The sequence below is a fragment of the Streptomyces chartreusis genome, assembly GCF_008704715.1.
Taxonomy (GTDB): domain Bacteria; phylum Actinomycetota; class Actinomycetes; order Streptomycetales; family Streptomycetaceae; genus Streptomyces; species Streptomyces chartreusis.
This window is the reverse complement of record NZ_CP023689.1, coordinates 4,026,909-4,052,462: the sequence shown is the minus strand read 5'-3', so window position 1 is coordinate 4,052,462 and position 25,554 is coordinate 4,026,909. Positions and strand designations below refer to the sequence as shown.

General features: G+C 71.0%; 22 protein-coding genes. 15 read left to right on the top strand and 7 right to left on the bottom strand.

Annotated features, from left to right (window positions below):
• The first annotated feature begins 116 nt into the window (after positions 1 to 116).
• The 4 genes from CP983_RS17105 to CP983_RS17090 all read left to right on the top strand — a co-directional run bounded on the left by CP983_RS17105 (position 117) and on the right by CP983_RS17090 (position 4,382).
• Positions 117 to 1,235, top strand: a complete 1,119-nt coding sequence (locus tag CP983_RS17105; RefSeq protein ID WP_150500318.1) for a LacI family DNA-binding transcriptional regulator — start codon at positions 117 to 119, stop codon at positions 1,233 to 1,235.
• A gap of 232 nt (positions 1,236 to 1,467) precedes the next feature.
• On the top strand, positions 1,468 to 2,532 hold the full coding sequence (locus tag CP983_RS17100) for an LCP family protein (protein WP_150500316.1): 1,065 nt from the start codon (positions 1,468 to 1,470) through the stop codon (positions 2,530 to 2,532).
• A gap of 109 nt (positions 2,533 to 2,641) precedes the next feature.
• Complete coding sequence (locus CP983_RS17095; protein ID WP_030952213.1) at positions 2,642 to 2,998, top strand: YciI family protein; 357 nt, start codon at positions 2,642 to 2,644, stop codon at positions 2,996 to 2,998.
• 46 nt (positions 2,999 to 3,044) lie between these two features.
• Positions 3,045 to 4,382 carry an RNA polymerase sigma factor gene (locus tag CP983_RS17090; RefSeq protein WP_150500314.1) on the top strand — a complete coding sequence of 446 codons (1,338 nt, stop codon included), beginning with the start codon at positions 3,045 to 3,047 and terminating at the stop codon, positions 4,380 to 4,382.
• Here the strand turns inward: CP983_RS17090 and CP983_RS17085 are convergent, their stop codons facing one another.
• Positions 4,383 to 5,555 (bottom strand): THUMP-like domain-containing protein, encoded by a 1,173-nt coding sequence (locus tag CP983_RS17085; RefSeq protein WP_167537718.1) that lies wholly within the window; start codon positions 5,553 to 5,555, stop codon positions 4,383 to 4,385.
• A 284-nt stretch (positions 5,556 to 5,839) separates the two neighbouring features.
• Between CP983_RS17085 and CP983_RS17080 the strand changes: the two genes are divergently transcribed.
• The 4 genes from CP983_RS17080 (at position 5,840) to groL (ending at position 9,993) form a co-directional block, all read left to right on the top strand.
• On the top strand, positions 5,840 to 6,892 hold the full coding sequence (locus CP983_RS17080) for a polysaccharide deacetylase family protein (protein WP_167537717.1): 1,053 nt from the start codon (positions 5,840 to 5,842) through the stop codon (positions 6,890 to 6,892).
• Positions 6,889 to 7,719 (top strand): polysaccharide deacetylase family protein, encoded by an 831-nt coding sequence (locus CP983_RS17075; RefSeq protein WP_150500308.1) that lies wholly within the window; start codon positions 6,889 to 6,891, stop codon positions 7,717 to 7,719. Before CP983_RS17080 ends, CP983_RS17075 begins: the two co-directional genes overlap by 4 nt.
• Positions 7,720 to 7,937: 218 nt before the next feature.
• On the top strand, positions 7,938 to 8,246 hold the full coding sequence (groES, locus tag CP983_RS17070) for a co-chaperone GroES (RefSeq protein WP_003998759.1): 309 nt from the start codon (positions 7,938 to 7,940) through the stop codon (positions 8,244 to 8,246).
• A 118-nt stretch (positions 8,247 to 8,364) separates the two neighbouring features.
• Entirely contained in the window at positions 8,365 to 9,993 is a 1,629-nt protein-coding gene (gene groL / locus CP983_RS17065) for a chaperonin GroEL (RefSeq protein ID WP_107904029.1), read from the top strand.
• Between the two features lie 99 nt (positions 9,994 to 10,092).
• Here the strand turns inward: groL and CP983_RS17060 are convergent, their stop codons facing one another.
• From CP983_RS17060 to CP983_RS17050, 3 genes are all read right to left on the bottom strand, one after another.
• Positions 10,093 to 10,785, bottom strand: coding sequence for an ester cyclase (locus CP983_RS17060; protein ID WP_107904027.1), 693 nt, complete (start codon positions 10,783 to 10,785; stop codon positions 10,093 to 10,095).
• A gap of 134 nt (positions 10,786 to 10,919) precedes the next feature.
• On the bottom strand, positions 10,920 to 11,693 hold the full coding sequence (locus tag CP983_RS17055; protein ID WP_107904024.1) for an SDR family NAD(P)-dependent oxidoreductase: 774 nt from the start codon (positions 11,691 to 11,693) through the stop codon (positions 10,920 to 10,922).
• Positions 11,694 to 11,839: 146 nt separating this feature from the next.
• Entirely contained in the window at positions 11,840 to 12,508 is a 669-nt protein-coding gene (locus tag CP983_RS17050) for an MOSC domain-containing protein (RefSeq protein WP_107904022.1), read from the bottom strand.
• Positions 12,509 to 12,587: 79 nt separating this feature from the next.
• Between CP983_RS17050 and CP983_RS17045 the strand changes: the two genes are divergently transcribed.
• Positions 12,588 to 13,484, top strand: a complete 897-nt coding sequence (locus CP983_RS17045; protein WP_030946240.1) for a LysR family transcriptional regulator — start codon at positions 12,588 to 12,590, stop codon at positions 13,482 to 13,484.
• Positions 13,485 to 13,568: 84 nt separating this feature from the next.
• On the opposite strand, the gene CP983_RS17040 is transcribed toward CP983_RS17045, so the two are convergent.
• Positions 13,569 to 13,898, bottom strand: coding sequence for a WhiB family transcriptional regulator (locus tag CP983_RS17040; RefSeq protein ID WP_150500306.1), 330 nt, complete (start codon positions 13,896 to 13,898; stop codon positions 13,569 to 13,571).
• Positions 13,899 to 14,278: 380 nt separating this feature from the next.
• Here CP983_RS17040 and CP983_RS17035 point away from each other — a divergent pair, with 380 nt between their 5' ends.
• The 4 genes from CP983_RS17035 to CP983_RS17020 all read left to right on the top strand — a co-directional run bounded on the left by CP983_RS17035 (position 14,279) and on the right by CP983_RS17020 (position 18,683).
• Positions 14,279 to 14,890 (top strand): response regulator transcription factor, encoded by a 612-nt coding sequence (locus CP983_RS17035; RefSeq protein ID WP_003948568.1) that lies wholly within the window; start codon positions 14,279 to 14,281, stop codon positions 14,888 to 14,890.
• Positions 14,891 to 15,196: 306 nt separating this feature from the next.
• The gene (locus CP983_RS17030) at positions 15,197 to 15,784 is read left to right on the top strand and encodes a sigma-70 family RNA polymerase sigma factor (protein WP_030946246.1); all 588 of its coding nucleotides are present in this window, start codon (positions 15,197 to 15,199) and stop codon (positions 15,782 to 15,784) included.
• A gap of 164 nt (positions 15,785 to 15,948) precedes the next feature.
• On the top strand, positions 15,949 to 17,454 hold the full coding sequence (gene guaB, locus CP983_RS17025; protein WP_150500304.1) for an IMP dehydrogenase: 1,506 nt from the start codon (positions 15,949 to 15,951) through the stop codon (positions 17,452 to 17,454).
• Between the two features lie 104 nt (positions 17,455 to 17,558).
• Positions 17,559 to 18,683, top strand: coding sequence for a GuaB3 family IMP dehydrogenase-related protein (locus CP983_RS17020; RefSeq protein ID WP_107904018.1), 1,125 nt, complete (start codon positions 17,559 to 17,561; stop codon positions 18,681 to 18,683).
• A 128-nt stretch (positions 18,684 to 18,811) separates the two neighbouring features.
• Here CP983_RS17020 and CP983_RS17015 read toward each other — a convergent pair whose 3' ends face one another.
• Positions 18,812 to 20,020: a nucleotide sugar dehydrogenase gene (locus CP983_RS17015; protein WP_150500302.1), complete on the bottom strand. Its 1,209-nt coding sequence runs from the start codon at positions 20,018 to 20,020 to the stop codon at positions 18,812 to 18,814.
• A gap of 263 nt (positions 20,021 to 20,283) precedes the next feature.
• On the opposite strand from CP983_RS17015, the gene CP983_RS17010 reads away from it, so the two are divergent.
• Positions 20,284 to 21,990: a glycerol-3-phosphate dehydrogenase/oxidase gene (locus CP983_RS17010; RefSeq protein WP_150500300.1), complete on the top strand. Its 1,707-nt coding sequence runs from the start codon at positions 20,284 to 20,286 to the stop codon at positions 21,988 to 21,990.
• Positions 21,991 to 22,067: 77 nt separating this feature from the next.
• Here CP983_RS17010 and CP983_RS17005 read toward each other — a convergent pair whose 3' ends face one another.
• A complete protein-coding gene (locus CP983_RS17005; RefSeq protein WP_107905258.1) occupies positions 22,068 to 23,153 on the bottom strand; it encodes a serine hydrolase domain-containing protein in 1,086 nt (361 codons plus the stop codon).
• Between the two features lie 209 nt (positions 23,154 to 23,362).
• Between CP983_RS17005 and CP983_RS17000 the strand changes: the two genes are divergently transcribed.
• Positions 23,363 to 25,534 carry a serine/threonine-protein kinase gene (locus tag CP983_RS17000; protein WP_150500298.1) on the top strand — a complete coding sequence of 724 codons (2,172 nt, stop codon included), beginning with the start codon at positions 23,363 to 23,365 and terminating at the stop codon, positions 25,532 to 25,534.
• Positions 25,535 to 25,554 lie beyond the last annotated feature (20 nt).

Below are 25,554 nucleotides of genomic sequence, written 5' to 3'. Positions count from 1 at the left end.
TCCTGTCGGGGCGATGGCCCACTCGCGAATGTTTCGTTATTCACCTCGAATGTTCCGGAACCTAGGTGCGGCGAGAAGGGTTCGTCAAGAGGTCGCGCAGGGATACGATCGCCGCCATGACAGCCCGTGAGCCCGCTGAAACCCGGACGACAGAGTCGGAAAGCCGGTCGACAACGTCGGAAACCCGGACGACCACGACGACGGCACCTGCGGCCGGCCGGTCCGCGCAGACCGCCACGCTCGCCGAGATCGCGCGTGAGGCAGGCGTGTCCGCGCCGACTGTTTCGAAGGTCCTCAACGGACGCGCCGACGTCGCCCCGGCCACCCGCACCCGCGTCGAGGAGCTGCTGCGCGCCCACGGCTACCGGCGCCGGCGGGCCGAGGCCAGCCGCTCGCCGCTGATCGACCTGGTCTTCCACGAGCTGGAGAGCGCGTGGGCGATGGAGGTCATCCGGGGCGTGGAGAACGTCGCCCGCGACGCGGGCCTGAGCGTGGTGCTGAGCGAGAGCGCCGGGCGGCTGACCCCGGGCCGGACCTGGGCCGACCAGGTCGCCGCCCGCCGCCCGCACGGCGTGATCCTCGTGCTGTCCGGCCTCGACGAGTCCCAGCGCGCCCTGCTCACCAGCCGCTCGATCCCGTTCGTGGTGATGGACCCGGCGGGCGACCCCGGCGCCGACGTGCCGTCCATCGGCGCCACCAACTGGCAGGGCGGGCTCGCCGCCACCCGGCACCTCGTCGACCTCGGCCACCGCAGGATCGGCGCGATCACCGGGCCGTCCCGGATGATGTGCAGCCGCGCCCGCCTCGACGGCTATCGGGCCGCCCTGGAGACGGCCGGGCTGCCGGTCGAGCAGGACCTGATCCGGCCCGGCGACTTCCACCACGAGACCGGCTACCGGCAGGGCCTTGAGCTGCTGCGCCGCCCGGACCGGCCGACCGCCGTCTTCGCCGGCAACGACCTCCAGGCGCTCGGACTGTACGAGGCCGCGCGCGAGCTGGGGCTGCGCATCCCCGAGGACCTCAGCGTCGTCGGCTTCGACGACCTGCCGGTCGCCCGCTGGGTCGGGCCGCCGCTGACGACCGTACGGCAGCCGCTGACGGAGATGGCCGAGGCGGCGGCGAAGCTGGTGCTCGACCTCGCGCGCGAGGAAGGGGCGCCGGCGACACGGGTGGAGCTGGCGACCAGCCTGGTGGTGCGCAGCAGCACGGGGGAGCCGCCTGCGACGCAGCGGTAGGGGTCCGTTGCCGCAGGGACGGGTGTTTCGCGCCGCCTTCACCGCGCACCGAAGTCAGTCGGTCGTGCGGACGAAACTTTCGACAACAGGCTGGCTTCCGGCGGTGGTTCAGGGGCGTCCCGTGCCAACGGGTCCTGAATCGGGGCCGGTTCGGTCGGGAAGTCTGAGAATTTCCGAAGAAAAGGCGGTCTGGCATCCCTGCCCGTAATAATTCGGACGTACGTTCCTGCCTATGACGGGACTTGGCGCGAACGGACGGGAAGCGGACGAGGACGACGGCAGAGACCCGGGCCGGCGGTCGACAGCACTCAAGACCGTCGGCCTTCTCCTCGCCGGCATCCTGACCCTGGGCGTCGCCGCAGCGGGCTGGGTCTACTGGCACCTCAACGACAACATCAAGAGCGTCGACATCGACAGCGCGCTCGGCGACAACCGCCCGCCCAGGGCGATGACTACGCCGGCCCCCTCCGCCTCCGAGTCCCCGCTGCCCACGGGTTCCCTGAACATCCTGGTCCTCGGCTCGGACTCGCGCAGCGGCGAGGAGAACCGGGAACTCGGCGGCGGCAGCAGCACCGGCGCCCGCTCCGACACCGCGATGGTCGTGCACATCGACGCCGGCCGCACGGAGGCGACGGTCGTCTCCATCCCGCGCGACACCCTGGTCACCCGCCCGTCCTGCCCGCTGCCGTCGGGCGGGTCGACCGAGGTGTCGTACAACTCCATGTTCAACAGCGCGTATTCGATCGGCGGCCCCGTCTGCGCGGTCAAGACCGTCGAGTCGCTCACGGACATCCGCATGGACCACTACATCGAGATCGACTTCTCCGGCTTCGCGAAGCTGGTGGACGCGCTGGGCGGCGTCACCGTCACGACGGACGAGGACATCGACGACGAGGACAGTCATCTGACCCTGGAGGCGGGCACGCACCATCTGGACGGCGAGCAGGCGCTGGCCCTCGCCCGCACCCGGCACGGCATAGGCGACGGCAGCGACCTCGGCCGCATCGGCCTGCAGCAGACGCTGGTGAAGGCCCTCCTGGACCAGATGTCCGCCACGTCCCTGCTCACCGACCCCACCCGGCTCTACCGGGTCGCCGACGCGGTGACGGCCGGCCTGACCACCGACACCGGCCTGGACTCCCTGACCGAGCTGGTGAGCCTCGGCCGCAGCCTGAGCGGCCTGACGTCGGACGCGGTGCGGACGGTCATGATGCCGGTCGTACCGGCGCCGTCGGACCGCAACCGGGTGGTGGCCGAGGAGCCGGAGGCGGGCGAGCTGTGGGAGTCCCTGAGGTGAGAAAAAAATCTTCGGGGAAATCCGGGGGGCGTGTCGATCGGGCGGTCCGCCGTTCGACGAAGGTGTGAGAGGCCGGGAAGAACCCGGTCCCCGCACACGAGGAGCCACCATGCCCCGCTACCTGTCGCTCGTGAAGATCGACGAGTCCACCGCCCCCGCCGAGGGCCCGAGCCCCGAGCTGATGCAGCGGATGGGCGAGCTGATGGAAGAGATCACCAAGGCCGGCGTCATGCTCGACACGGCCGGACTGACGCCGTCCGCGCAGGGCAGCCGCGTGCACTGGGAGGGCGGCAGCATCTCCGTCACCGACGGGCCCTTCACCGAGTCCAAGGAGGTCATCGGCGGCTACGCGCTCATGCAGTGCAAGGACATGGCCGAGGCCCTGGAGTGGACCAAGCGGTTCGTCAAGGTGCACGGCGAGGAGTGGACGGTGACCTGCGAGGTGCGGGAGATCGCCGAGGGCTGATCCGGTTCCTTGGCTCCGTGGCCGTACGGGTGTCTGATGGTGGGCTGTGGAACCACAGCCCCAGCCCACCGCGGACACCGACACCGGCCGTGCCGCCGCGGACAGCGACCGCGGCACCGCCGAGCCCGGCAGTGTCGCCGCCGGCACGGCCGCGACCGTCGAGACCGTCTTCCGTATCGAGTCCCCGCGGGTCATCGCGGCCGTCACCCGGCTGGTCCGCGACGTCGGCATCGCCGAGGAGCTCGCGCAGGACGCGCTGGTCGCCGCGCTGGAGCAGTGGCCGCGCGACGGCGTGCCGGACAACCCCGGCGCCTGGCTCATGGCCGCCGCCAAGAACCGTGCCGTCGACCTGATCCGCCGCCGCGAGAACTACGCCCGCAAACTCGCCGAGATCGGCCGCGACCTGGAGACGACGGCACCCCCCGAGGAGCCCTCCGACCCCGACGACATCGACGACGACCTGCTGCGCCTGGTCTTCACCACCTGCCACCCGGTGCTGTCGCCGGAGTCCCGCATCGCCCTCACCCTCCGCCTCCTCGGCGGTCTGACCACGCCGGAGATCGCCCGGGCCTTCCTGGTCCCGGAGCCGACGGTCGCCCAGCGCATCGTCCGCGCCAAGCGCACGCTCGCCACGAAGAACGTCGCCTTCGAGGTCCCGTACGGCCCCGACCGCGAGGCCCGGCTCGGCTCCGTCCTCGACGTCATCTACCTGATCTTCAACGAGGGGTACGCCGCCACGGCCGGCGACGACTGGCTGCGCCCGGGGCTGTGCGAGGACGCGCTGCGGCTGGCCCGCGTGCTGTCGGGGCTGATGCCGAAGGAGCCGGAGGTGCACGCCCTGACGTCCCTCCTGGAGTTCCAGGCGTCCCGCGCGGCGGCCCGCACCGGCCCGTCCGGCGAGCCGATCCTGCTCAAGGACCAGAGCCGCGGCCGCTGGAACCGTATGCTCATCGCCCGCGGCATCCAGGCCCTGTCCCGCGCCGACGCCACCGCCACCGGCGCCCCCGGCCCGTACGCCCTCCAGGCGGCCATCGCCGCATGCCACGCGCACGCGTACACCTACGACGAGACCGACTGGAAGACCATCGCCACCCTCTACGGCCTCCTCGCCGCCCGAGTGCCCTCCCCGGTCATCGAGTTGAACCGCGCGGTCGCCGTGTCGATGGCCGACGGCCCGGAGCCCGCCCTGGAGATCGTCGACGCCATCGCCGCCGAACCGGCGCTGCGGGACTACCACTTGCTGCCCAGCGTCCGCGGCGACCTGCTCCAGCGCCTCGGTCGTACGGCGGAGGCGCGGGCGGAGTTCGAGCGGGCGGCGACGCTGACCCGGAACGCGCCCGAGCGGGAGATGCTGCTCAGGCGGGCGGCGGACACCGGCGCGTGACTACGCGGGCCGCCCCACCAGCATCGTCGGCGCCCCCGCCACCCGGGTCAGGAACACCGTCGCCGCGTTCGGCCCCTGCGGCTTGACCTTCTTGCGCAGCTCCTCCGGCTCGACGGCGGAGCCGCGCTTCTTGACGGTCAGGACACCCACCTCGCGCTCCCGCAGCAGCGCCTTCAACTTCTTGACGTTGAAGGGGAGCCGGTCGGTGATCTCGTACGCCGTCGCGTACGGCGTCGGCCGCAGTTCGTCGGCCGTGACGTACGCGATGGTCGCGTCGAGAAGCCCGCCGTCCAGGTCGTCGGCGACCTCGGCGACCAGATGGGCGCGGATGACGGCGCCGTCGGGCTCGTACAAGTACCGGCCGACGGACCGGACTTCGGGGTCGGGCAGGCCGCGGGAGAGCAGCGTGCGCGGGCCCGGGAGCAGGGTGGCGCGGATCGCCCCGGGGGCGGTGCCGAACCACAGCACCGCCTCCTTCACGTCCCCGCCGTCCGAGATCCACTCGGCCTCGGCGTCGTCGGGGACCGCCTCGTGGGGGACGCCGGGCGCGATCTTCAGGGCGGCGTGCGGTGCCTTGCGTGCCGCCTCGACGGCCCAGGACAGCGGCGGCGAATACGCCTCCGGGTCGAAGATCCGCCCGCGTCCGCCGCGCCGCGCCGGGTCGACGAACACGGCGTCGTAGCCGCTGGTGTCCACCTCGGTGACGTCCGCCTCCCGCACCTCGACCAGGCCGGCGAGTCCGAGGGCCTCGGCGTTCGCCCGCGCCGCTGCCGCCGTCGCCGGATCCCGGTCCACCGCCAGCACCCGGATCCCGGCCCGCGCCAGCGCGACGGCGTCGCCGCCGATCCCGCAGCACAGGTCGGCGACCGAGCCGATGCCCAGCTCCCGCATCCGCTCAGCCCGGTACGTCGCCACGCTCGCCCGCGTCGACTGCTCGACCCCGTTCGGCGTGAAGAACATCCGCCCCGCGTCCGCCGCCCCGAACTTCGCCACCGCCCGCTGCCGCAGGCGCGCCTGACCGAGGGCCGCCGACACCAGCTCGGCGGGGTGCTCGCGGCGCAGCCGGGTGGCGACGGCGAGTTCGTCGGCGGGGTCGGTGTCACGGACGACGTCGAGGAGGGCGCGGCCCTCGGGGGTGAGGAGCAGGGAGAGGGAGGCGAGGTGGTCGTTCACCGGGACATTGTCGGCCAGGCGCGGCGCGGACGGCGTACGGCCCGGTCGCGGGGTGCTGCCCGGCGCCCGCCGCCGGACCGTGTCCCGCCCGCCGCCCGGACCGTCTGCCGCCCACCGTCGGGACCGTGTCCCGCCCGCGGCCCGTACCGCCCGCGGCCCGTACCGCCCGCCACCCGTCGGCCACGCGCCGCGCCGCCCGCGCTGTGGGCCAGTCGGTGGATGGTCCGCCGACTGCCGCGGTGTCGGGCCGGGTTCGGGGCGGGAGCCTGCCAGGATCCGGCTCCATGCGACTAGTAGTACAAAATGACAAATGCCTCGGGAATGGGGCGGTACCCGTAGGACACCGTCGGCGGACGGCCCGGCGTGCGCGCGTCCACGGCGTCATGGCCGTGCTGGTCGTGGCCGCCATCGCCTCCGGCTGTGCCCGGCCCGGCGGACCCGGGACCGGAGCTCCGCCCTGGGCGGGAGGCGCGTCCGGGCCGACGGGCGTGTCCGGCCCGGGAGGCGGATCCGAGGCCGCGGGCGCCCCGCCGAGCCGGCAGCCGCTCGAGGCGTCGTCGCCGGCCGCCACCGCGAACTCGCAGGCCGAGAAGTTCCAGTCGGTCCACGAGGCCCGCACCGCCCGGATCGCCGCCGCCCGGCGCTGGCGCCTGGACAGCGTCCCGCTCACGCCCCCGCCGCCCCCGGCGAAGAAGCCGGAGATCACCACCCGCGACGGCTTCGAGGTCGACGGACACGAGGAGCTCGGGCTGCCGCCGGTCTTCACGACCGTCCCCACCCGCGACCGGGTCGTCTTCCTCACCATCGACGACGGCGCCGAGAAGGACCCGACCTTCCTGCGGATGATGGACGACCTCCAGGTGCCGTACACCGCCTTCCTCAGCAACTACCTGATCAAGGATGACTACGGCTACTTCAGGCGGATGCAGCGCAGCGGCGTGGGCCTGAACAACCACACCCTGCACCACCCCTACCTCCCGGCCCTGTCCTACCGCCGCCAGCAGCACGAGATCTGCGGCATGCAGGAGGTCATCGAGGAGCGCTACGGCAAGCGCCCGCTGCTCTTCCGCCCGCCCTTCGGCAACTACAACCGCAACAGCCTGCGGGCCGCGAAGTCCTGCGGCATCGAGTACGTCCCGCTGTGGAACGAGGAGGTCTTCGTCGACCACTGGGACTACCGCGAGTGGGACCGGAAGATCCGACCGGGTGACATCGTGCTCAGTCATTTCCGGGGCCGGGAGGACTGGAAGGGCACAATGCCCGACATGATCCGCCGGTTCCTGAACAAGGTGACGGCCGAGGGGTACGCGGTGGCACGGCTGGAGGACTACCTGTGAGATCGGCGCGGACGCCGGGGTCGCGGGCCCTCGCGGCAGTGGTCCTGGCGTCCGCCCTGCTCGCGGGCTGTGCGCAGCCGACGGGTCCGGCCGACCCCCGCGGCGGGCCGGCCGAGCGGTCGGCGCGCTCGGCGAAGAACCCCACGCACACGCAACAGCCGTACCGCCGCTGGGGCCTGACCGCCCCGCTGCCCGCGCCGCCGTCCCCGCCCGCGCGCAGGACACCGCACCCGGCCGGCGACCGGCTGCCCGTCGTGCACCGCGTCCCCACCCGCGACCGGGTCGTCTTCCTCAGCTACGACGACGGCGCCGAGAAGGACCCGCGCTTCGTCGACATGGTCCGCGAGCTGCGGCTGCCCGTCAGCATGTTCCTCACGGACAGCGTGGTCGGCCCGGGCTACGGCCACTTCGCCCGGCTGCGCTCGGTGGGCGCGTCGATCCAGAACCACACCCTCCACCACGCCGCCCTGCGCGGTCTGCCGTACGCGGGGCAGCGCGCCGAGATCTGCGGCCAGCAGAACAAGCTCCGCGCCCGCTTCGGCATCCGCCCCCGCCTCTTCCGCCCGCCCTACGGCACCTACGACGCCACCACGCTGCGCGCCGCCGCGCACTGCGGTGTCACGGCGGTCGTGCTCTGGCGGGCGGCGATGGAGGGCGACGGCGGACTGACGTACGCCGGGGGGCCCGCCCGGCTGCGCGCCGGGGACATCGTGTCCGTCCCTTCGGGTGAGCCCGCCGGACTGAGTCTGCGGGAGCGGACGACCCGGCTGCTGCGGGAGATCCAGCAGCGGGGACTCACGGTGGGGCGCCTGGAGGACTACCTGTAGCGAGGCCGAGGGCGAGGCCGCCGGGATGCGCCGCGCCGTCGTGAATTAGCAGTCCGCTTGACCGAGTGCTAATCACGGTCATAGTCTCGGGTCTGGCACTCCCCACTGGAGAGTGCCAACTACGCGACGGGCAGGTCCGGCACCCGCGACGACGGATCCACCTGGTCGCCACCTCAGACAGTTAACCCCGTGAGATCTCCGAAGGGGGAGGTCGGATCGTGACGACCACCAGCTCCAAGGTTGCCATCAAGCCGCTCGAGGACCGCATCGTGGTCCAGCCGCTCGACGCCGAGCAGACCACCGCCTCTGGCCTGGTCATCCCGGACACCGCCAAGGAGAAGCCCCAGGAGGGCGTCGTCCTGGCCGTGGGCCCGGGCCGCTTCGAGAACGGCGAGCGCCTGCCGCTCGACGTCAAGACCGGCGACATCGTGCTGTACAGCAAGTACGGCGGCACCGAGGTGAAGTACAACGGCGAGGAGTACCTCGTCCTCTCGGCTCGCGACGTGCTCGCGATCATCGAGAAGTAAGCACCACCTCATAGTTTTTCCAGCTGCGCCCCTGGCCCCCGCGACCACTTAAAGAAGCCGGGCGCCCGGGGCGCAGTGTCTTTTTGAACCCACAGATTTCGAGAGGGCTCCCGCTGTCATGGCGAAGATCCTGAAGTTCGACGAGGACGCCCGTCGCGCCCTCGAGCGCGGCGTCAACAAGCTGGCCGACACGGTCAAGGTGACGATCGGCCCCAAGGGCCGCAACGTCGTCATCGACAAGAAGTTCGGCGCGCCCACCATCACCAACGACGGTGTCACGATCGCCCGTGAGGTCGAGATCGAGGACCCGTACGAGAACCTCGGCGCCCAGCTGGTGAAGGAGGTGGCGACCAAGACCAACGACATCGCTGGTGACGGCACCACCACCGCCACCGTGCTGGCCCAGGCGCTGGTCCGCGAGGGCCTGAAGAACGTTGCCGCGGGTGCCTCCCCGGCCGCGCTCAAGAAGGGCATCGACGCGGCCGTGGCCGCCGTCTCCGAGGACCTCCTCGCCTCGGCCCGCCCGATCGACGAGAAGTCCGACATCGCCGCGGTCGCCGCGCTGTCCGCCCAGGACCAGCAGGTCGGCGAGCTCATCGCCGAGGCGATGGACAAGGTCGGCAAGGACGGTGTCATCACCGTCGAGGAGTCCAACACCTTCGGTCTGGAGCTGGACTTCACCGAGGGCATGGCCTTCGACAAGGGCTACCTGTCGCCGTACTTCGTGACGGACCAGGAGCGCATGGAGGCTGTCCTGGAGGACCCCTACATCCTCATCAACCAGGGCAAGATCTCCTCCATCCAGGACCTGCTGCCGCTGCTGGAGAAGGTCATCCAGTCGGGTGGCTCCAAGCCGCTGCTGATCATCGCCGAGGACGTCGACGGCGAGGCCCTGTCGACCCTGGTCGTCAACAAGATCCGCGGCACCTTCAACGCGGTCGCGGTCAAGGCCCCCGGCTTCGGTGACCGCCGCAAGGCGATGCTCCAGGACCTGGCGGTCCTCACCGGCGCCACGGTCATCTCCGAGGAGGTCGGTCTCAAGCTCGACCAGGCCGACCTGGACGTGCTCGGCAGCGCCCGCCGTGTCACCGTCACCAAGGACGACACCACGGTCGTCGACGGCGCCGGCGACTCCGCGGACGTCACGGGCCGCGTCGCCCAGATCAAGGCCGAGATCGAGAACACCGACTCCGACTGGGACCGCGAGAAGCTCCAGGAGCGCCTCGCGAAGCTGGCCGGCGGCGTGTGCGTGATCAAGGTCGGCGCCGCCACCGAGGTGGAGCTGAAGGAGAAGAAGCACCGTCTGGAGGACGCCATCTCCGCGACCCGCGCCGCGGTCGAGGAGGGCATCGTCTCCGGTGGTGGCTCCGCGCTGGTCCACGCCGTCAAGGTCCTCGAGGGCAACCTCGACAAGACCGGCGACGAGGCCACCGGTGTCTCCGTGGTCCGCAAGGCCGCCGTCGAGCCGCTGCGCTGGATCGCCGAGAACGCGGGCCTCGAGGGCTACGTCATCGTCTCCAAGGTGGCCGAGCTCGAGAAGGGCAACGGCTACAACGCCGCGACCGGCGAGTACGGCGACCTGGTCAAGGCCGGCGTCATCGACCCGGTCAAGGTGACCCGCTCCGCCCTGGAGAACGCCGCCTCCATCGCCTCCCTGCTTCTCACGACCGAGACCCTGGTCGTCGAGAAGAAGGAAGAGGAGGAGCCGGCGGCGGCCGGTGGCCACGGCCACGGGCACGCCCACTGAGCCCAGCCGCTCGTAGAGAGCCCCGGTCCCGCGCGCAGGCGCGGAACCGGGGCTTTCCCCTTCGCGGGCTCTTGGGTCCTGTTCGCGGGCTCGCGGGTCCTACCGGCCGAGTACCCCCAGCTGCTCCAGCAGCCCGGCCCGGTCGTACATCCAGTGGCTCTCGCAGATCCTGCCGTCCCTGAAGCGCTGCCAGGTCATGCCCCGCATGGTCACGTCCTGACCGGTCGCCGCGATCCCCAGGAACTCACCGTTGTGCCGGGCGCTCCACGTCCAGCGTGTGCAGACCTGGTCGTCCTGGGCCATCTGGTCGTCGATCCGGAAGGCGAAGTCGAAGGCGGCACGCCACCCCGCGTACTGCTCCCGGATCCCCTCCACACCGCGCACCGGCTCCGGATACGACGGGTCGTCGTCCACGTAGTCGTCGGTGAGATGGTCCCCGATGTCCTCCGGCGCCATCCTCCCCATGTCCTCGAAGAAACCCCGCGCGGCCAGGCAATTCAGCTGCTCGTCCCGCACGACGTCGAGATCGGTGAACGTCGGCGTCTCGTCGCAGAGCGCGACCATCTGCTGGAAGATCCGGTCGGTCTCGGGGAGATTCGAGTTCCGCATCGCGTCCTCGTACGACGCGAACTCCACGATCTCGACGAAGTGCCCCGAGTCGGAGCGGTCCTTCCCGATGACGTCGTGCGTCGCCGTCCGCTTCCCCTTGGTCTGCTCGACCCACCTGTCCATCAGCCGGTTCATCTCGTCGAACCGACTGGTCCTGCAATCGATCAACTGCACGAAGGTCATGACGTCGTCGCCTCCCGATGGGGCTGGGTGGGGCTGGACGTCTCCATTGTCCTCGGCACCGGGAGGCCGTGCCTGTCGGGCCCAGGCGCGGCCGGCCGAGCGACCTGATCATGACTCGCCGGCCGCTCCGAAACCTACTGCGGCCCGTACTTCCGCCCGGTCCGGGAGCTGATCCCGCCCAGCATCCCCCGAGGCACCAATTTCGCCGCGCCCATCAACGCCTTGTAGCGAGGGTCCGGAATGGAGACCGACTTCCCCCGCGCCAGATCCGCGAGCCCCGCCGCCACCAATTTGTCCGCGTCCAGCCACATCCACCCCGGAATGTTGTCCGTTCCCATTCCGGCCCGCTCATGGAATTCCGTGCGTACGAATCCGGGGCACAGCGCCATCAGCCGTACCCCGCTCCCGGCCAGATCCCGCGCCGCTCCCTGCGTGAACTGCACGACCCACGCCTTGGACGCGCCGTACGTCCCGCGCGGTACGAAGGCGGCGACCGACGCGACGTTGACGACACCGCCGCGCCCGCGCTCCCGCATCGCCTCCGTCGCCGCCGAGGTCAGCCGCAGTACCGCCTCGCAGTGGACCTTGAGCATCTTCAGCTCGTCGGCCATGGAGACGTCGAGGTAGCGGCCCTTGTTGCCGAAGCCGGCGTTGTTGATCAGCAGGTCGACGGGGTTCCTGCGGTCGCCGAGGCGGGCGGCGACCGCCTCGATGCCGGTGTCCTCGGCGAGGTCGGCGGTCAGCACCTCGGCTTCGATGCCGTGCCGGTCGTGCAGTTCGGTGGCCTGCTCGCGCAGCCGCTTGGTGTCCCGGGCCACCAGGACGAGGTCGTGCCCGTCGGAGGCCAGCCGCCGCGCGAACGCGGCGCCGATACCCGCGGTCGATCCCGTAATCAATGCCGTTGTCATGGCGCAAGATTAGTGACCCGGACCACGTGCATCCGTTTACTGCACAGGCCCTCCCGATCGGTGAAGCCCGGGCGAAGACGGCCGTCGGGAGCGCTGGTCAGCGGGCGTAAGGGCGTGAGTTCACCGGCCTCGCCGATGACGGTACGTCAAGCTCCTTGCTGCGCCACGTACTTGTGCGCCGCCTCCAGCGACTCCGGGTGCAGCGCCTCCCCGGCGGCCAGCAGCCGCGGCAGCAGCTTCCGGTCCGTCGTCACCGCGCGGAACTGCAATGCCACTGTCACATCATGGTCCGGACGGTGAATGATCTCCACGGAGTCGCCCGCCCGGATCTCACCCGGCTCGATCACGCGCAGATACGCGCCCGGCGCACCCTTCGTCATGAACCGCTTCACCCACTGCTTCTCACCCAGATGGCCCTGGAAGGTGCGACAGGGAATCCGGCCGCTCGTGACCTCCAGCACCAGCTCGGAACCGATCCGCCAGCGCTCGCCGATCAGCGCCCCGGACACGTCCAGGCCCGAGGTCGTGAGGTTCTCGCCGAAGACGCCGTTCACCAGCGGGCGCCCCAGCTCGCGCTCCCAGTCGTCGAGGTCCTCGCGCGCGACCGCGTACACGGCCTGGTCGTCGCCGCCGTGATGACGCAGGCTGCAGATCTGGTCCCCGGCCACACCGCTGCCGCCGGTCCCCTTGGGCCCGGGCGCCGCCACCCGCACCGGCCCCTCCACCGGCTGCTTGTCGATCCCGGTCACACCTTCGGGGTGATCGGTGTAGGGCACGGACTTCCGGCGGCCCAGGTTCACAGACAGAAGCTTCATAACGGCACGGTAGGCGACGGCGGTCAAAGCGTCCACGCATTATTCGGCGGCGTACCCAAGGTTCGCTTATGCTCAAGGGGTGATCGAGGCCCGTCATCTCCGAGTGCTGCGCGCCGTCGCCGCCACCGGCTCCTTCTCCGCGGCGGGGCGCGAGCTCGGCTGCACCCAGCCCGCCGTCAGCCAGCAGATGAAGGCCCTGGAGTCGTCCGTCGGCACCCCTCTGCTGGTCCGCAGCGGGCGCGAGATGCGGCTGACCCAGGCCGGTGAGGCACTGGTGCGGCACGCCGCCGGGATCCTCTCGGGGCTCACAGCCGCCGAGGAGGAGGTCGCCGCGATCGCCGGCCTGCGCGCCGGACGCGTACGGCTCGTCTCCTTCCCCAGCGGCAGCTCCACCCTCGTCCCGACCGCCCTCGCCGCGCTGCGCGCCGCGCACCCCGGCACCCGTGTCTCCCTGGAGGAGGCCGAGCCCCCGAAGTCCGTCGAGCTGCTGCGCGAGGGCGACTGCGACGTGGCGCTCGCGTTCCGCTACGAGGGTGCGCCCCAGGAAGGGGAGTGGGACGACCTCGTCGTACGTCCCCTGCTGACGGACCGCCTCGTCGGCCTCGTACCGGAGCGGCACCGGCTGGCACGCGCGCAGTCCGTCTCCATCGGCGAGCTCGCGGCCGAGCCGTGGATCGCCGGGTGCCCGCGCTGCCGGGGTCAGCTGGTCGAGGTGTGCGAGAGCGCCGGCTTCACGCCCCGCATCGACTTCGCCACCGACGACTATCCGGCGGTCGTCGGCCTGGTGGGCGCCGGCCTCGGCGTGGCCGTCCTGCCGCAGCTGGCCGTGGAGTCCGTACGGCCGCGCGGTGCGCGCATGCTGACGCTGGAACCGGCCGTGCGGCGGGAGATCGTCGCGCTCACGCTGAGTGACCTGGCACAGGTACCGGCCGTCGCGGCGACGCTGGAGCAACTGGCGCGCGCCGCGGCCCGCTAGCCGCAGGCGGCAGCCGAGAGGCGGCGGTCAGCACCCAGAAGGAAGGGCACGCACACGCGCGCCCTGGTTTGCAGAAACGTTCCTTCAGGTGTGCGGACCGGCGTCACCGCTGGTCGTCGATGCCGACACCAGCCGGTTGCGGGCCCGCCCCATGAGTTCCTCGCGCTCGTCCTCGGTCAAGCCGCCCCATACGCCGTACGGTTCGCGAACCGCCAGCGCATGCGCCGCGCACTGTGCGCGCACCGGGCACCTCATGCAGACCTCTTTGGCCGAGTTCTCTCGAGCGCTCCGGGCCGCACCGCGCTCGCCTTCAGGATGAAAGAAGAGCGAGCTGTCCACCCCGCGACATGCAGCCAGCAGCTGCCAGTCCCACAGGTCCGCGTTCGGTCCGGGAAGGCGGGAGAAATCTGCCATTACGTGACCCCTTGTAGCCGTTCTGGGCGGATCCGGTGTCTACGACCGTACATCTACGATCTAAGGAGATGAAAATATGACTCATTGCGAATCTAGCTCCAAACGCCAAGAAACGGGAAGAAAAAGGGCTGAATGGGGCACGGGATGTGATGAAACAGGGAGGGTCCGCCCTGCATGTCTGCCCCGTGTCCGTCCCCTCACGTAGAGTGCCGAAGACGGCGCATGCCCCCGTAACTCTTTCGAGTGACCGTCGTTGAGAGGGCGGAGGCGGTTGAAGCAACAAGTGCTCGGGCAGACGTCCGAGACGGTCGACCGCACAGGTGACATTTCGTACCAGCCTGGAGGCTCAAGGTGACGTGCATCAGCTGCGGAGGGCGGCCATGACATCCGTCCTCGTCTGCGACGACTCCCCGCTTGCCCGAGAGGCGCTCCGCCGCGCGGTCGCGACCGTGCCCGGCGTCGAGCGCGTCACGACCGCGGCCAACGGCGAGGAAGTCCTCCGCCGCTGGGGTGCGGACCGTTCGGATCTGATCCTGATGGACGTACGCATGCCCGGTCTGGGCGGCGTAGAGACCGTTCGGCGGCTGCTGTCCGCCGACCCCGGCGCGCGCATCATCATGCTCACCGTCGCCGAGGACCTGGACGGCGTGGCCCTCGCGGTCGCCGCCGGGGCGCGCGGCTATCTGCACAAGGACGCCTCGCGCGCCGAGTTGCGGGCCACGGTGACCCAGGCGCTGGCCGACCCGACCTGGCGGCTCGCCCCGCGGCGGCTGCGCTCCGCCGAGATGGGTGCCGCGCCGACGCTCACGGCGCGTGAGATCCAGGTGCTCGAAGGCATGAGTCACGGTCGGTCCAACGCGGAGATCGGCCGCGAGCTGTTCCTCTCCGAGGACACCGTGAAGACGCATGCCCGCCGGCTGTTCAAGAAGCTCGGTGCGTCGGACCGGGCGCACGCGGTGGCACTCGGGTTCCGCTGGGGCCTGGTTCGTTAATCGCGTCACTGCGGGTCGCCGTGTCGCGCCGTCCGGCGACCGCGGGCCCGTCGTGGCTGGTCGCGCAGTTTCCCGCGCCCCTCTGGGGGCGCGGGCGCTAGGTCGGCCAAGCAGCTCTGTCGGTGGCCGCTGCTCGTTTCGCCGCGGATGCCGCATCCTTGAGGTGTGGAGTCTCTCGGGGACGAGTCGGTCGAGCGGAAGGGGAGGGCGCAAGGGATGAGTTCCGGCGCACCTGCTCATAACGCTTCGGTGCACAACATCGGGCGCGATGCCACGGCGCACACGGCCGCAGGGCACCATGGACCGATGCGCGACGACGAGGCGGCCAAAGCCGCAGGGGCGATCGGTGCACTCGTCCATCGCGCCGTGGACGGGGACGAGCAGGCCACGCACGATCTGCTCGCGCATGTCCACCCCCTGGCCCTGCGCTACTGCCGCACCAGGCTGTCCCGCCTTCCGGGCGACGCCCGGCACTTCGTCGAGGACCTCGCCCAGGAGGTCTGCGTCGCCGTCCTCCTCGCCCTGCCGCGCTACAAGGACACCGGCCGGCCCTTCGAGGCGTTCGTCTTCGCCATCGCCGCGCACAAGGTGGCCGACCTCCAGCGGGCGGCGATGCGGCACCCCGGTTCCACCGCTGTCCCCTCGGACGAGATGCCCGAGCGCCCCGACGACTCCCTCGGCCCGGAGGAGCGCGCGCTGCTCAGCAGCGACGCCGAGTGGGCCAAGAAACTGCTGGCCAACCTGCCCGAGAACCAGCGCGAACTGCTGCTGCTGAGGATCGCCGTGGGGTTGACCGCGGAGGAGACCGGACAGATGTTGGGAATGTCACCCGGAGCGGTCCGGGTGGCGCAGCACAGGGCGCTGAGCCGGCTGCGCGCACTCGCCGAGCAGTAGCGCTCCCTTGCGCTCCCTTGGGGGCGCCCGGAAATGAACGGGCCCGGCTTCGATTCCGTACGAACATACGAAGCCTGGAGCCTTACAGAACCGTGGAATTTGCTAGCCGCGCTTCCCGTTAGCATGGACATCCGCACCGATCAAGGCCATTTGGGGAAGGTGTCATGACTGCCAACGTCGACGGAGTGCCCGGTAAATTCGCGACTCTCGGGCTGACCTACGACGACGTGCTGCTGCTGCCGGGCTCGTCGGACATGGCACCCGACGAGATCGACACCGCCTCGTACGTCTCGAAGAACGTGCGGGTGAACATCCCGCTCCTGTCCGCCGCCATGGACAAGGTCACCGAGTCGCGCATGGCGATCGCGATGGCCCGTCAGGGCGGCGTCGGCGTTCTGCACCGCAACCTCTCCATCGAGGACCAGGCCAACCAGGTCGACCTGGTGAAGCGCTCCGAGTCCGGCATGGTGGCCAACCCGATCACCATCCACCCGGACGCCACGCTCGGCGAGGCCGACGCGATGTGCGCCAAGTTCCGCATCAGCGGCATCCCGGTCACCGACCCGGCCGGCAAGCTGCTGGGCATCGTCACCAACCGTGACATGGCCTTCGAGAGCGACCGTGCGCGCCGGGTGCGCGAGGTCATGACGCCGATGCCGCTGGTCACCGGCAAGGTCGGCATCTCCGGCGTCGAGGCCATCGAGCTGCTGCGCAAGCACAAGATCGAGAAGCTGCCGCTGGTCGACGACCACGGCATCCTCAAGGGCCTGATCACCGTCAAGGACTTCGTCAAGGCGGAGAAGTACCCGAACGCCTCGAAGGACTCGAAGGGCCGCCTCATCGTCGGCGCCGCGGTCGGCGTCGCCGGTGACTCCTTCGAGCGCGCCCAGGCGCTGATCGAGGCCGGCGTCGACTTCATCGTCGTCGACACCGCGCACGGCCACTCCCGCCTGGTCGGCGACATGGTCGCCAAGATCAAGTCGAACTCCGCCGGCGTCGACGTCATCGGCGGCAACATCGCCACCAAGGACGGAGCCCAGGCGCTCATCGACTCCGGCGTGGACGGCATCAAGGTCGGCGTCGGCCCCGGCTCCATCTGTACGACCCGAGTGGTCGCAGGCATCGGCGTCCCGCAGGTCACCGCCATCTACGAGGCCTCGCTGGCCGCCAAGGCGGCCGGCGTCCCGGTCATCGGCGACGGCGGCCTGCAGTACTCCGGCGACATCGCCAAGGCCCTGGTCGCGGGCGCCGACACCGTGATGCTCGGCTCGCTGCTCGCGGGCTGCGAGGAGTCCCCGGGCGAGCTGCTGTTCATCAACGGCAAGCAGTTCAAGTCGTACCGCGGCATGGGCTCGCTCGGCGCCATGCAGACCCGCGGCGACCGCAAGTCGTTCTCCAAGGACCGCTACTTCCAGGAGGGCGTCGCCTCCGACGAGCAGCTGATCCCCGAGGGCATCGAGGGCCAGGTGCCCTACCGCGGCCCGCTGTCCTCCGTCGTCCACCAGCTGGTCGGCGGTCTGCGCCAGTCGATGTTCTACGTCGGCGGCAGCACGGTCCCCGAGCTCCAGGACAAGGGCCGGTTCGTGCGGATCACGTCGGCGGGTCTGAAGGAGAGCCACCCGCACGACATCCAGATGACGGTCGAGGCACCGAACTACAGCCGTAAGTAGGCAGCACGCCTGATGGGGCGGCCCCGGAAGCATCCGGGGCCGCCCTCGTCGTGCCCGTCGGCGATACTGGAAGACGCTGAACGCATCAGGGAAAGGCCACAGACGTGACTGAGATCGAGATCGGGCGCGGCAAGCGCGGCCGCCGGGCGTACGCCTTCGACGACATCGCCGTCGTCCCCAGCCGCCGTACGCGGGACCCGAAGGAGGTCTCGATCGCCTGGCAGATCGACGCCTACCGCTTCGAGCTGCCCTTCCTGGCCGCGCCCATGGACTCGGTCGTCTCCCCGGCCACCGCGATCCGCATCGGCGAGCTCGGCGGTCTCGGCGTGCTGAACCTCGAGGGCCTGTGGACGCGGTACGAGGACCCGCAGCCGCTCCTCGACGAGATCGCCGGGATGCCCACCGAGGCCGCCACGCGCCGCCTCCAGGAGGTCTACGCCGCTCCCATCAAGGAGGAGCTGATCGGGCAGCGCATCAAGGAGGTGCGCGACTCGGGCGTCGTCACCGCCGCCGCGCTCTCCCCGCAGCGCACGGCCCAGTTCTCCAAGGCGGTCGTCGACGCCGGCGTCGACATCTTCGTCATCCGCGGCACCACGGTCTCCGCGGAGCACGTCTCCTCCTCGCACGAGCCGCTGAACCTGAAGCAGTTCATCTACGAACTCGACGTCCCGGTGATCGTCGGCGGCTGCGCCACCTACACCGCCGCCCTGCACCTGATGCGCACGGGCGCCGCGGGCGTCCTGGTCGGCTTCGGCGGCGGCGCCGCGCACACCACCCGCAACGTCCTCGGCATCCGTGTCCCGATGGCGACGGCGGTCGCCGACGTGGCCGCGGCCCGCCGCGACTACATGGACGAGTCCGGCGGCCGGTACGTCCACGTGATCGCCGACGGCGGTGTGGGCTGGTCCGGCGACCTCCCCAAGGCCATCGCCTGCGGCGCCGACGCCGTGATGATGGGCTCCCCGCTGGCCCGCGCCACGGACGCGCCGGGCAAGGGCCACCACTGGGGCATGGAGGCCGTGAACGACGAGCTGCCGCGCGGCAAGAAGGTCGACCTGGGCACGGTCGGCACCATCGAGGAGGTGCTGACGGGCCCGTCGCACACTCCCGACGGCTCCATGAACTTCTTCGGCGCCTTGCGCCGGGCCATGGCCACGACCGGCTACAGCGAGCTCAAGGAGTTCCAGCGGGTCGAGGTGACGGTCGCGGACTCGCAGCACATGCGCTAGTCCGTACGACGTCTTCGTCAGGGAAGGGCCGGTCACCCCTGGGTGGGGTGACCGGCCCTTTTGCGTCCGGAGCGGCCCTTTTGCGTCCGGAGCGGCTCACGCGCGTGTGGCGGCCGGGAGCGTCCGCGTCACAACCGGTGTGCCGCCCCGGTGGGCGCCGCCCCGCGCGTGTCCAGCAGGAGCTGGGCCTTCACCGACAGACCTTGCAGGTCGTACGTCCGGTGCTGCTGGAGCAGGATCGTCAGGTCGGCGTCCGCGACGGCCTCGTACAGGGCGTCCGCGCGCGGCACCGGGCGGTCCAGGACGCTCCAGGAGGCGATGTAGGGGTCGTGGTAGCTGATGGACGCGCCCAGCTCCAGCAGGCGGGTGGCGACCTCCTGGGCCGGTGTGGACTGCTGGTCGGCGAGGTCGGGCTTGTAGGTGACGCCGAGCAGGAGGATGCGGGCACCGCGGGCGGACTTGCCGTGCTCGTTGAGCAGGGCGGCGGCGCGCTGCACGACGTAGCGGGGCATCTGGCTGTTGACCTGCTGGGCCAGTTCGACCATGCGCAGGGTGCGGCCGGCGGGGCCGGAGAGGTCCTGCGGGACGGCGTGGCCGCCGACGCCGGGGCCGGGGCGGAAGGCCTGGAAGCCGAACGGTTTGGTCTCCGCGCAGCGGATGACGTCCCACAGGTCGACGCCCAAGTCGTGGCAGAGGACGGCCATCTCGTTGACGAGGGCGATGTTGACGTGCCGGAAGTTGGTCTCCAGGACCTGCACGGTCTCCGCCTCGCGCGGGCCACGCGCGCGTACCACCTTGTCGGTGAGACGGCCGTAGAAGGCGGCCGCCGACTCGGTGCAGGCGGGGGTGAGCCCGCCGATCACCTGGGGAGTGTTGGCGGGCGTGAAGTGGCGGTTTCCGGGGTCGACGCGGCTGGGGGAGTACGCCAGGTGGAAATCACGGCCGGCGCGCATCCCGGAGCCCTCTTCGAGGAGGGGGCGCAGCACGTTCTCGGTGGTGCCCGGCGGTACCGGTGACTCCAGGATGACGGTGGTGTGCGGGCGCAGCTGTCCGGCCAGGGTGCGGGCGGCCGCCTCCACCTGGCTCAGGTCGAGGGAGCCGTCGGCGCCGCGCGGGGTCGGTGGGCAGATGACGGCGGTGCGGACCCGGCCGAGCTCGGCGGGGTTCGTGGCGTGCCGGAAGCCCCCCGAGAGCATCCGGCGCAGTTCGGCGGGACTGAGGGAGCCGGAATCGGGCCCGGTCCGGTAACCGAGCGTGGGGATGCCGACGGCGACGGCAGCCTTGGCCAGCGGCAGGCCGTACGGGCCTAGTCCGATGACGGCGAGATCTGCGGGCATGGCGTGGGCCGTCCTTCCCAGTAACCGAAGCGGGGCGGTTGCGCAACCCCTGTGGACAGGACGAGGGAGCGCAATGTCAGACTAGGAGTAAATATGACCGATTTGCGGCATTGAATGATCGCGTTTCCGTGAGTGTTGTCCACAGGCTGGGGGCGAGTGGTGGCTGAAGTCGGGCAACGCGGTCAGAATTTTGGGCATAGGGGGTAGGAACCGGGCTTCGCCCGACGGGTGCGGCCCACGCGACCGATGAGCGGGAGGCAGCAGTGAGGACAGCGACACTGGGGCCGGCCGAGCGCGCCGAGTCACTGGCGGCAATGGCCGAGCGCGAGCTGGACCTACTGGTCGTGGGCGGTGGCGTCGTGGGCGCGGGCACAGCGCTCGACGCGGTGACCCGCGGACTGTCCACCGGACTGGTCGAGGCCCGGGACTGGGCCTCGGGCACCTCCAGCAGGTCGAGCAAGCTCATTCACGGCGGCCTGCGCTATCTGGAGATGCTCGACTTCGGCCTCGTACGGGAAGCTCTCAAGGAACGCGGGCTGCTGCTGGAGCGGCTGGCGCCGCACCTGGTGAAACCGGTGCCGTTCCTGTACCCGCTGCAGTACAAGGGCTGGGAGCGTCTGTACGCCGGGTGCGGCGTCATGCTCTACGACGTCATGTCGATGGCCCGCACCCATGGCCGCGGCCTGCCCATGCACCGCCATCTGAGCCGCCGCAACGCCCTGCGCATCGCCCCCGCCCTGAAGAAGGAAGCGCTGGTCGGCGGGTTGCAGTACTACGACGCGCAGATGGACGACGCCCGCTATGTGGCCAACCTCGTGCGCACGGCCGCGGCCTACGGCGCGAAGGTCGCCAACCGGGCGCGGGTGACGGCGTTCCTGCGTGAGGGCGAGCGGGTCGTCGGCGCCCGGGTGCAGGACGTCGAGGGCGGCGGCGAGTACGAGATCCGCGCCAAGCAGATCGTCAACGCCACCGGGGTGTGGACCGACGACACCCAGTCGATGGTGGGCGAGCGCGGGCAGTTCCACGTCCGCGCGTCCAAGGGCATCCACCTGGTCGTGCCCAAGGACCGCATCCACTCCTCCAGCGGGCTCATCCTGCGCACCGAGAAGTCCGTGCTGTTCGTCATCCCCTGGGGCCGGCACTGGATCGTCGGCACCACCGACACCGACTGGGACCTCGACAAGGCCCACCCGGCCGCGTCCAGCGCGGACATCGACTACCTGCTGGAACACGTGAACTCGGTGCTCTCGGTGCCCCTGACCCGCGACGACGTGGAAGGCGTGTACGCCGGACTGCGGCCGCTGCTCGCCGGGGAGTCGGACGCCACGAGCAAGCTGTCCCGCGAACACACCGTGGCGCATCCCGTGCCCGGACTCGTCGTCGTGGCTGGCGGCAAGTACACGACGTACCGCGTCATGGCCAAGGACGCGGTGGACGCGGCCGTGCACGGGCTCGACATGCGGGTCGCCGAGTGCGTGACGGAGGAGATCCCGCTGGTGGGCGCGGAGGGATACCGCGCGATGTGGAACGCGCGGGCGCGGATCGCGGCGCGGACGGGCCTTCATGTGGTGCGCGTGGAGCACCTGTTGAACCGGTACGGGTCGCTCGCCGAGGAGGTGCTCGAACTCATCACCGCGAACCCGGCGCTGGGCGAACCCCTCGCGTCCGGCGACGACTATCTGCGCGCCGAGATCGTGTACGCCGCCTCGCACGAGGGGGCGCGCCATCTGGACGACGCCCTGACGCGGCGCACCCGCATCTCCATCGAGACCTTCGACCGCGGCACCCGTTGCGCGCGCGAGGCCGCCGAGCTGATGGCGCCGGTGCTGGGCTGGGACAAGGGACACATCGAGCGCGAGGTCGAGCACTACCAGAAGCGCGTGGAGGCCGAGCGGGAGTCGCAGCGCCAGCCGGACGACCTGACGGCGGACGCGGCGCGGCTGGGGGCGCCGGACATCGTGCCGCTGTGACCGTGCCGGCGTAGTCGTCGAGAACGTCACCCGAACGGGTGGCCGGGGATGGGATCTTCGCTCGAACCTCGGCCGTTCTACTTGGTGCGAGGGCAGAACTCGGCGGCGAGCAGCCGGGGTTCGAGGCCGGGATCTGCGATCGCCGTCGTGTTCACCCGGAAAGTCATGACACGACGCCCGTCGACGGTGGCCGCGGAGCGCACGTAGCTGCCGGATATGCGCCCGCTGTGCCCCCATACGACGGTGCCGCAGCGCAGTTTCACGGGAAAGAGACCCATGCCGTACGAGCCGTGTGCGGCACGGGTGTCGAGCATCTCGCGCAGCCAGCGCGGGGGCAGCAGCCGGCCGCCGAGCAGCGCGGCGTAGAAGCGGTCGAGGTCGGCGAGCGTGGTCACCAGCTCACCGGCGGCGCCCGCCACCCGGGGATCGAGTTCGGTGACATCGGTCCCGTCGGTGGCGTAGGCGCGGCCGTGCGGGGAGGGCAGCGAGGTGCGGGAACCAGGGAAGGAGGTGCCGGTCAGACCCAGCGGGGCGATGACGCGCCGTTCGGTCTCGGCGGCGTAGGAGCGGCCGGTGACCTGCTCGACGACCAGGCCGAGCAACACGTAGTTGGTGTTCGAGTAGGAGAAGCCGCCGCGGGCGGCAGGGGGGTGGGTGAGTGCTATTCGGACAGCCTGAAGCGACGTCAAGGGGAGAGCGCCTCTGGTCGCCGCGGTGAAGTCGTACAGGCCGCTGGTGTGGGTCAGCAGGGCACGAAGGGTGAGCGCGCGCCCGTCGTTGCCCGCCCCGCGCACCAGGCCCGGCAGGTACCGCTCCACCGTGTCGGACAGGGACAGCTGCCCCTCGGCGGCCAGTTGCAGGACGACCGTCGCGATGAAGGTCTTCGTCATGCTGCCGGCGCGGAAGTGGTCGGTGCGGGCGATGCCCTGGCCGGCTCGGGTGTAGCGGGTGCCGGTCTCCTCGCGGGCCAGCAGGGCCGCCGCGGGGGCCCTGCCCCGGGTCACGAGCCGTGCGAGGAGGGCGTCCGTCGCCGGGGCCCCGGACGTCGACGAGGCGGTGAGAGCCGGCCGGCCGGCCGGAGACAGGCCGAGGAGCGACGGGGACACGAGGCCGAGAAGCGTCAGGAGCACAGGGAAGGCAAGTAGTGTCCGAAGCAGTGGCATCACCGGTCGCGCCATGCGGGTTCCCTCCCCTCCACGCGGCTCATCATGCCGGGGAGTGTTACGCGCGGTACACGGGGCCCCGGGTGAGAGCGGGTCCGGGTGCCGGCGCCTGCGGGCGGGTGGCCGCATGAGAGGCACCCTGGGCGTTGGGCACTTGTCGGGTGAGAGACAATGGAGGCTCTGTCAGGGCGGGTTGTATGAGGGGACGCATGTCGGAGGCGGAGCGGGCGGGGACATCTCGTCAGGAGACTCGTCAGGACGACCGTGAGCGTCTCCTCGCGGGGCGGTACAGGCTGGGCGGTGTGCTCGGCAGGGGCGGCATGGGCACGGTGTGGCGTGCCGTCGACGAGACACTGGGGCGCACGGTCGCCGTCAAGGAGCTGCGGTTCCCCTCGAACATCGACGAGGAGGAGAAGCGACGCCTGATCACACGCACCCTGCGTGAGGCCAAGGCGATCGCCCGGATCCGCAACAACAGCGCGGTCACGGTGTTCGACGTGGTCGACGAGGACGACCGGCCCTGGATCGTGATGGAGCTCGTCGAGGGCAAGTCGCTCGCCGAGGTCATCCGGGAGGACGGCCTGCTGGAGCCCAAGCGGGCGGCCGAGGTGGGCCTGGCCGTGCTCGACGTGCTGCGGTCCGCGCACCGCGAGGGCATCCTGCACCGTGACGTGAAGCCGTCGAACGTCCTGCTGGAGTCCGACACCGACCGGGTCGTGCTCACCGACTTCGGCATCGCCCAGGTCGAGGGCGACCCGTCCATCACCTCGACCGGCATGCTCGTCGGCGCGCCCTCCTACATCTCCCCGGAGCGGGCCCGCGGCCACAAGCCGGGCCCCGCGGCCGACCTGTGGTCGCTGGGCGGCCTGTTGTACGCGTCGGTCGAGGGTGTGCCGCCGTACGACAAGGGCTCCGCGATCGCCACGCTCACCGCGGTGATGACCGAGCCGATGGAGGAGCCGAAGAACGCGGGTCCGCTGCGGGACGTCATCTACGGCCTGCTCAACAAGGACCCCGAGAAGCGGCTCGACGACGCCGGTGCGCGGAAGATGCTCAACGCCGTCATCCACGCGCCCGAGCGCAAGGCCGAGCCGGAGCCGGCGGACGCGACGAAGGTCGTGCCGCTGCCGCCGCAGCCCGGCGCGCCGGAGGGCAAGGGGCGTTCGGGTGCCGGGTCCGTGGGCAAGCGGGGCGAGGAGGCCGGGGAGCGGTTGCGCGGGGCACTGCGTTCCGTGCGCAAGGCCGCGGTGGGCGCGGGGGCGGCCGCCGGGGCTGCCACGCGTGGCAAGTCCGCGAGTGAAAAGGGCGAGTCCGGTTCGGTCGCGGGCGGTGAAGCGGCCGGCGGGTCGGCCGCTCGGACGTCCGGCGGGTCGGCCGGAGGGTCGGCCACGGCGGGGAGTGCGGCTGGGGCTTCGGCGGACGCCGGGAGTTCCGGTCAGGGTTCCGGTTCCGAGGGCGGTGTGGCCGGCGGGTCCGCGGCGGGTGCCGGGGCCAAGGGCGGTGCGGGTGCCGGTGAGCGCGATGCCGCGAGTGGGAACGGGCAGGGCGCGGGCCGGAGTTCGGGGTGGCCCGTCATGCCGCCGCCGGATCTGCCGGAGCGGACCGTGCCGAGGGCGCCGCTCACCGATGTGGTGCCCAGGCGCACGCTGGTGATCATCGCGGTGGTCGTGGCGCTCGCCGTCCTCGGTGTGGTGCTGGCCGTGGTCCTGAACGGCGGCGGTGACTCGACCGGGGCCGCGGGCGACGGCGGGGCAAAGGCCTCCACCAAGGCGAGCGCGAGCTCCGACACCAAGCGGGACGACGAGGGGACCCGTACGGACGGCGACAAGTCCTCGTCGGAGGACAAGGGTTCCGGTTCCGGTTCCGGATCCGAGGACGGGAAGACGCCGAGCGCCGAGGCGAGCGCCACCGGGGGGAGCGGCGCCGAGGCCGGGTCCGGCGGTGGCAACGGAGCCGTCTCGACCCACAAGGGGAACCAGGGGTACTCGATCGGGCTTCCCAAGGGCTGGAAGTACGAGACCACGGGCTCCTCGGGAGACCGGTTCACCGGGCCCGACGGGCAGAAGCTGCTCGTCGCCTGGACGTCCACGCCGCAGGACGACCCGGTCGCGGACTGGGAGGACCAGGAGCAGTACATGCAGCGCTCCCAGTACGACCGGATCCGCATAGAGAAGGTGGACTATCGCGGCTGGAACACGGCCGACTGGGAGTTCACCTATGTCGACGGCGGGACGAAGTACCGGACGATCGACCGTGGGTTCGTCGTGGACAGCCGTCGGGGCTATGCGCTGATGTACACCGCGAAGGCCGCCGATTGGGACAGTGATCTCCGCAAGGACACCTGGAAGACACTGACCGGTTCGTTCCAGCCGAAGTCATGAGGTGAGTCGATCTCCGCAAG

Excerpts from the sequence above, each read along its gene's own strand:
- groL (WP_107904029.1), top strand. The coding sequence starts at position 8,365 with ATGGCGAAGATCCTGAAGTTCGACGAGGACGCCCGTCGCGCCCTCGAG.
- CP983_RS17095 (WP_030952213.1), top strand. The coding sequence starts at position 2,642 with ATGCCCCGCTACCTGTCGCTCGTGAAGATCGACGAGTCCACCGCCCCC.
- CP983_RS17080 (WP_167537717.1), top strand. The coding sequence starts at position 5,840 with ATGCGACTAGTAGTACAAAATGACAAATGCCTCGGGAATGGGGCGGTA.
- guaB (WP_150500304.1), top strand. The coding sequence starts at position 15,949 with ATGACTGCCAACGTCGACGGAGTGCCCGGTAAATTCGCGACTCTCGGG.
- CP983_RS17005 (WP_107905258.1), bottom strand. The coding sequence starts at position 23,153 with ATGCCACTGCTTCGGACACTACTTGCCTTCCCTGTGCTCCTGACGCTT.
- CP983_RS17105 (WP_150500318.1), top strand. The coding sequence starts at position 117 with ATGACAGCCCGTGAGCCCGCTGAAACCCGGACGACAGAGTCGGAAAGC.
- CP983_RS17055 (WP_107904024.1), bottom strand. The coding sequence starts at position 11,693 with ATGACAACGGCATTGATTACGGGATCGACCGCGGGTATCGGCGCCGCG.
- CP983_RS17030 (WP_030946246.1), top strand. The coding sequence starts at position 15,197 with ATGCGCGACGACGAGGCGGCCAAAGCCGCAGGGGCGATCGGTGCACTC.
- CP983_RS17060 (WP_107904027.1), bottom strand. The coding sequence starts at position 10,785 with ATGACCTTCGTGCAGTTGATCGATTGCAGGACCAGTCGGTTCGACGAG.
- CP983_RS17040 (WP_150500306.1), bottom strand. The coding sequence starts at position 13,898 with ATGGCAGATTTCTCCCGCCTTCCCGGACCGAACGCGGACCTGTGGGAC.
- CP983_RS17035 (WP_003948568.1), top strand. The coding sequence starts at position 14,279 with ATGACATCCGTCCTCGTCTGCGACGACTCCCCGCTTGCCCGAGAGGCG.
- CP983_RS17050 (WP_107904022.1), bottom strand. The coding sequence starts at position 12,508 with ATGAAGCTTCTGTCTGTGAACCTGGGCCGCCGGAAGTCCGTGCCCTAC.
- CP983_RS17015 (WP_150500302.1), bottom strand. The coding sequence starts at position 20,020 with ATGCCCGCAGATCTCGCCGTCATCGGACTAGGCCCGTACGGCCTGCCG.
- CP983_RS17100 (WP_150500316.1), top strand. The coding sequence starts at position 1,468 with ATGACGGGACTTGGCGCGAACGGACGGGAAGCGGACGAGGACGACGGC.
- CP983_RS17000 (WP_150500298.1), top strand. The coding sequence starts at position 23,363 with ATGTCGGAGGCGGAGCGGGCGGGGACATCTCGTCAGGAGACTCGTCAG.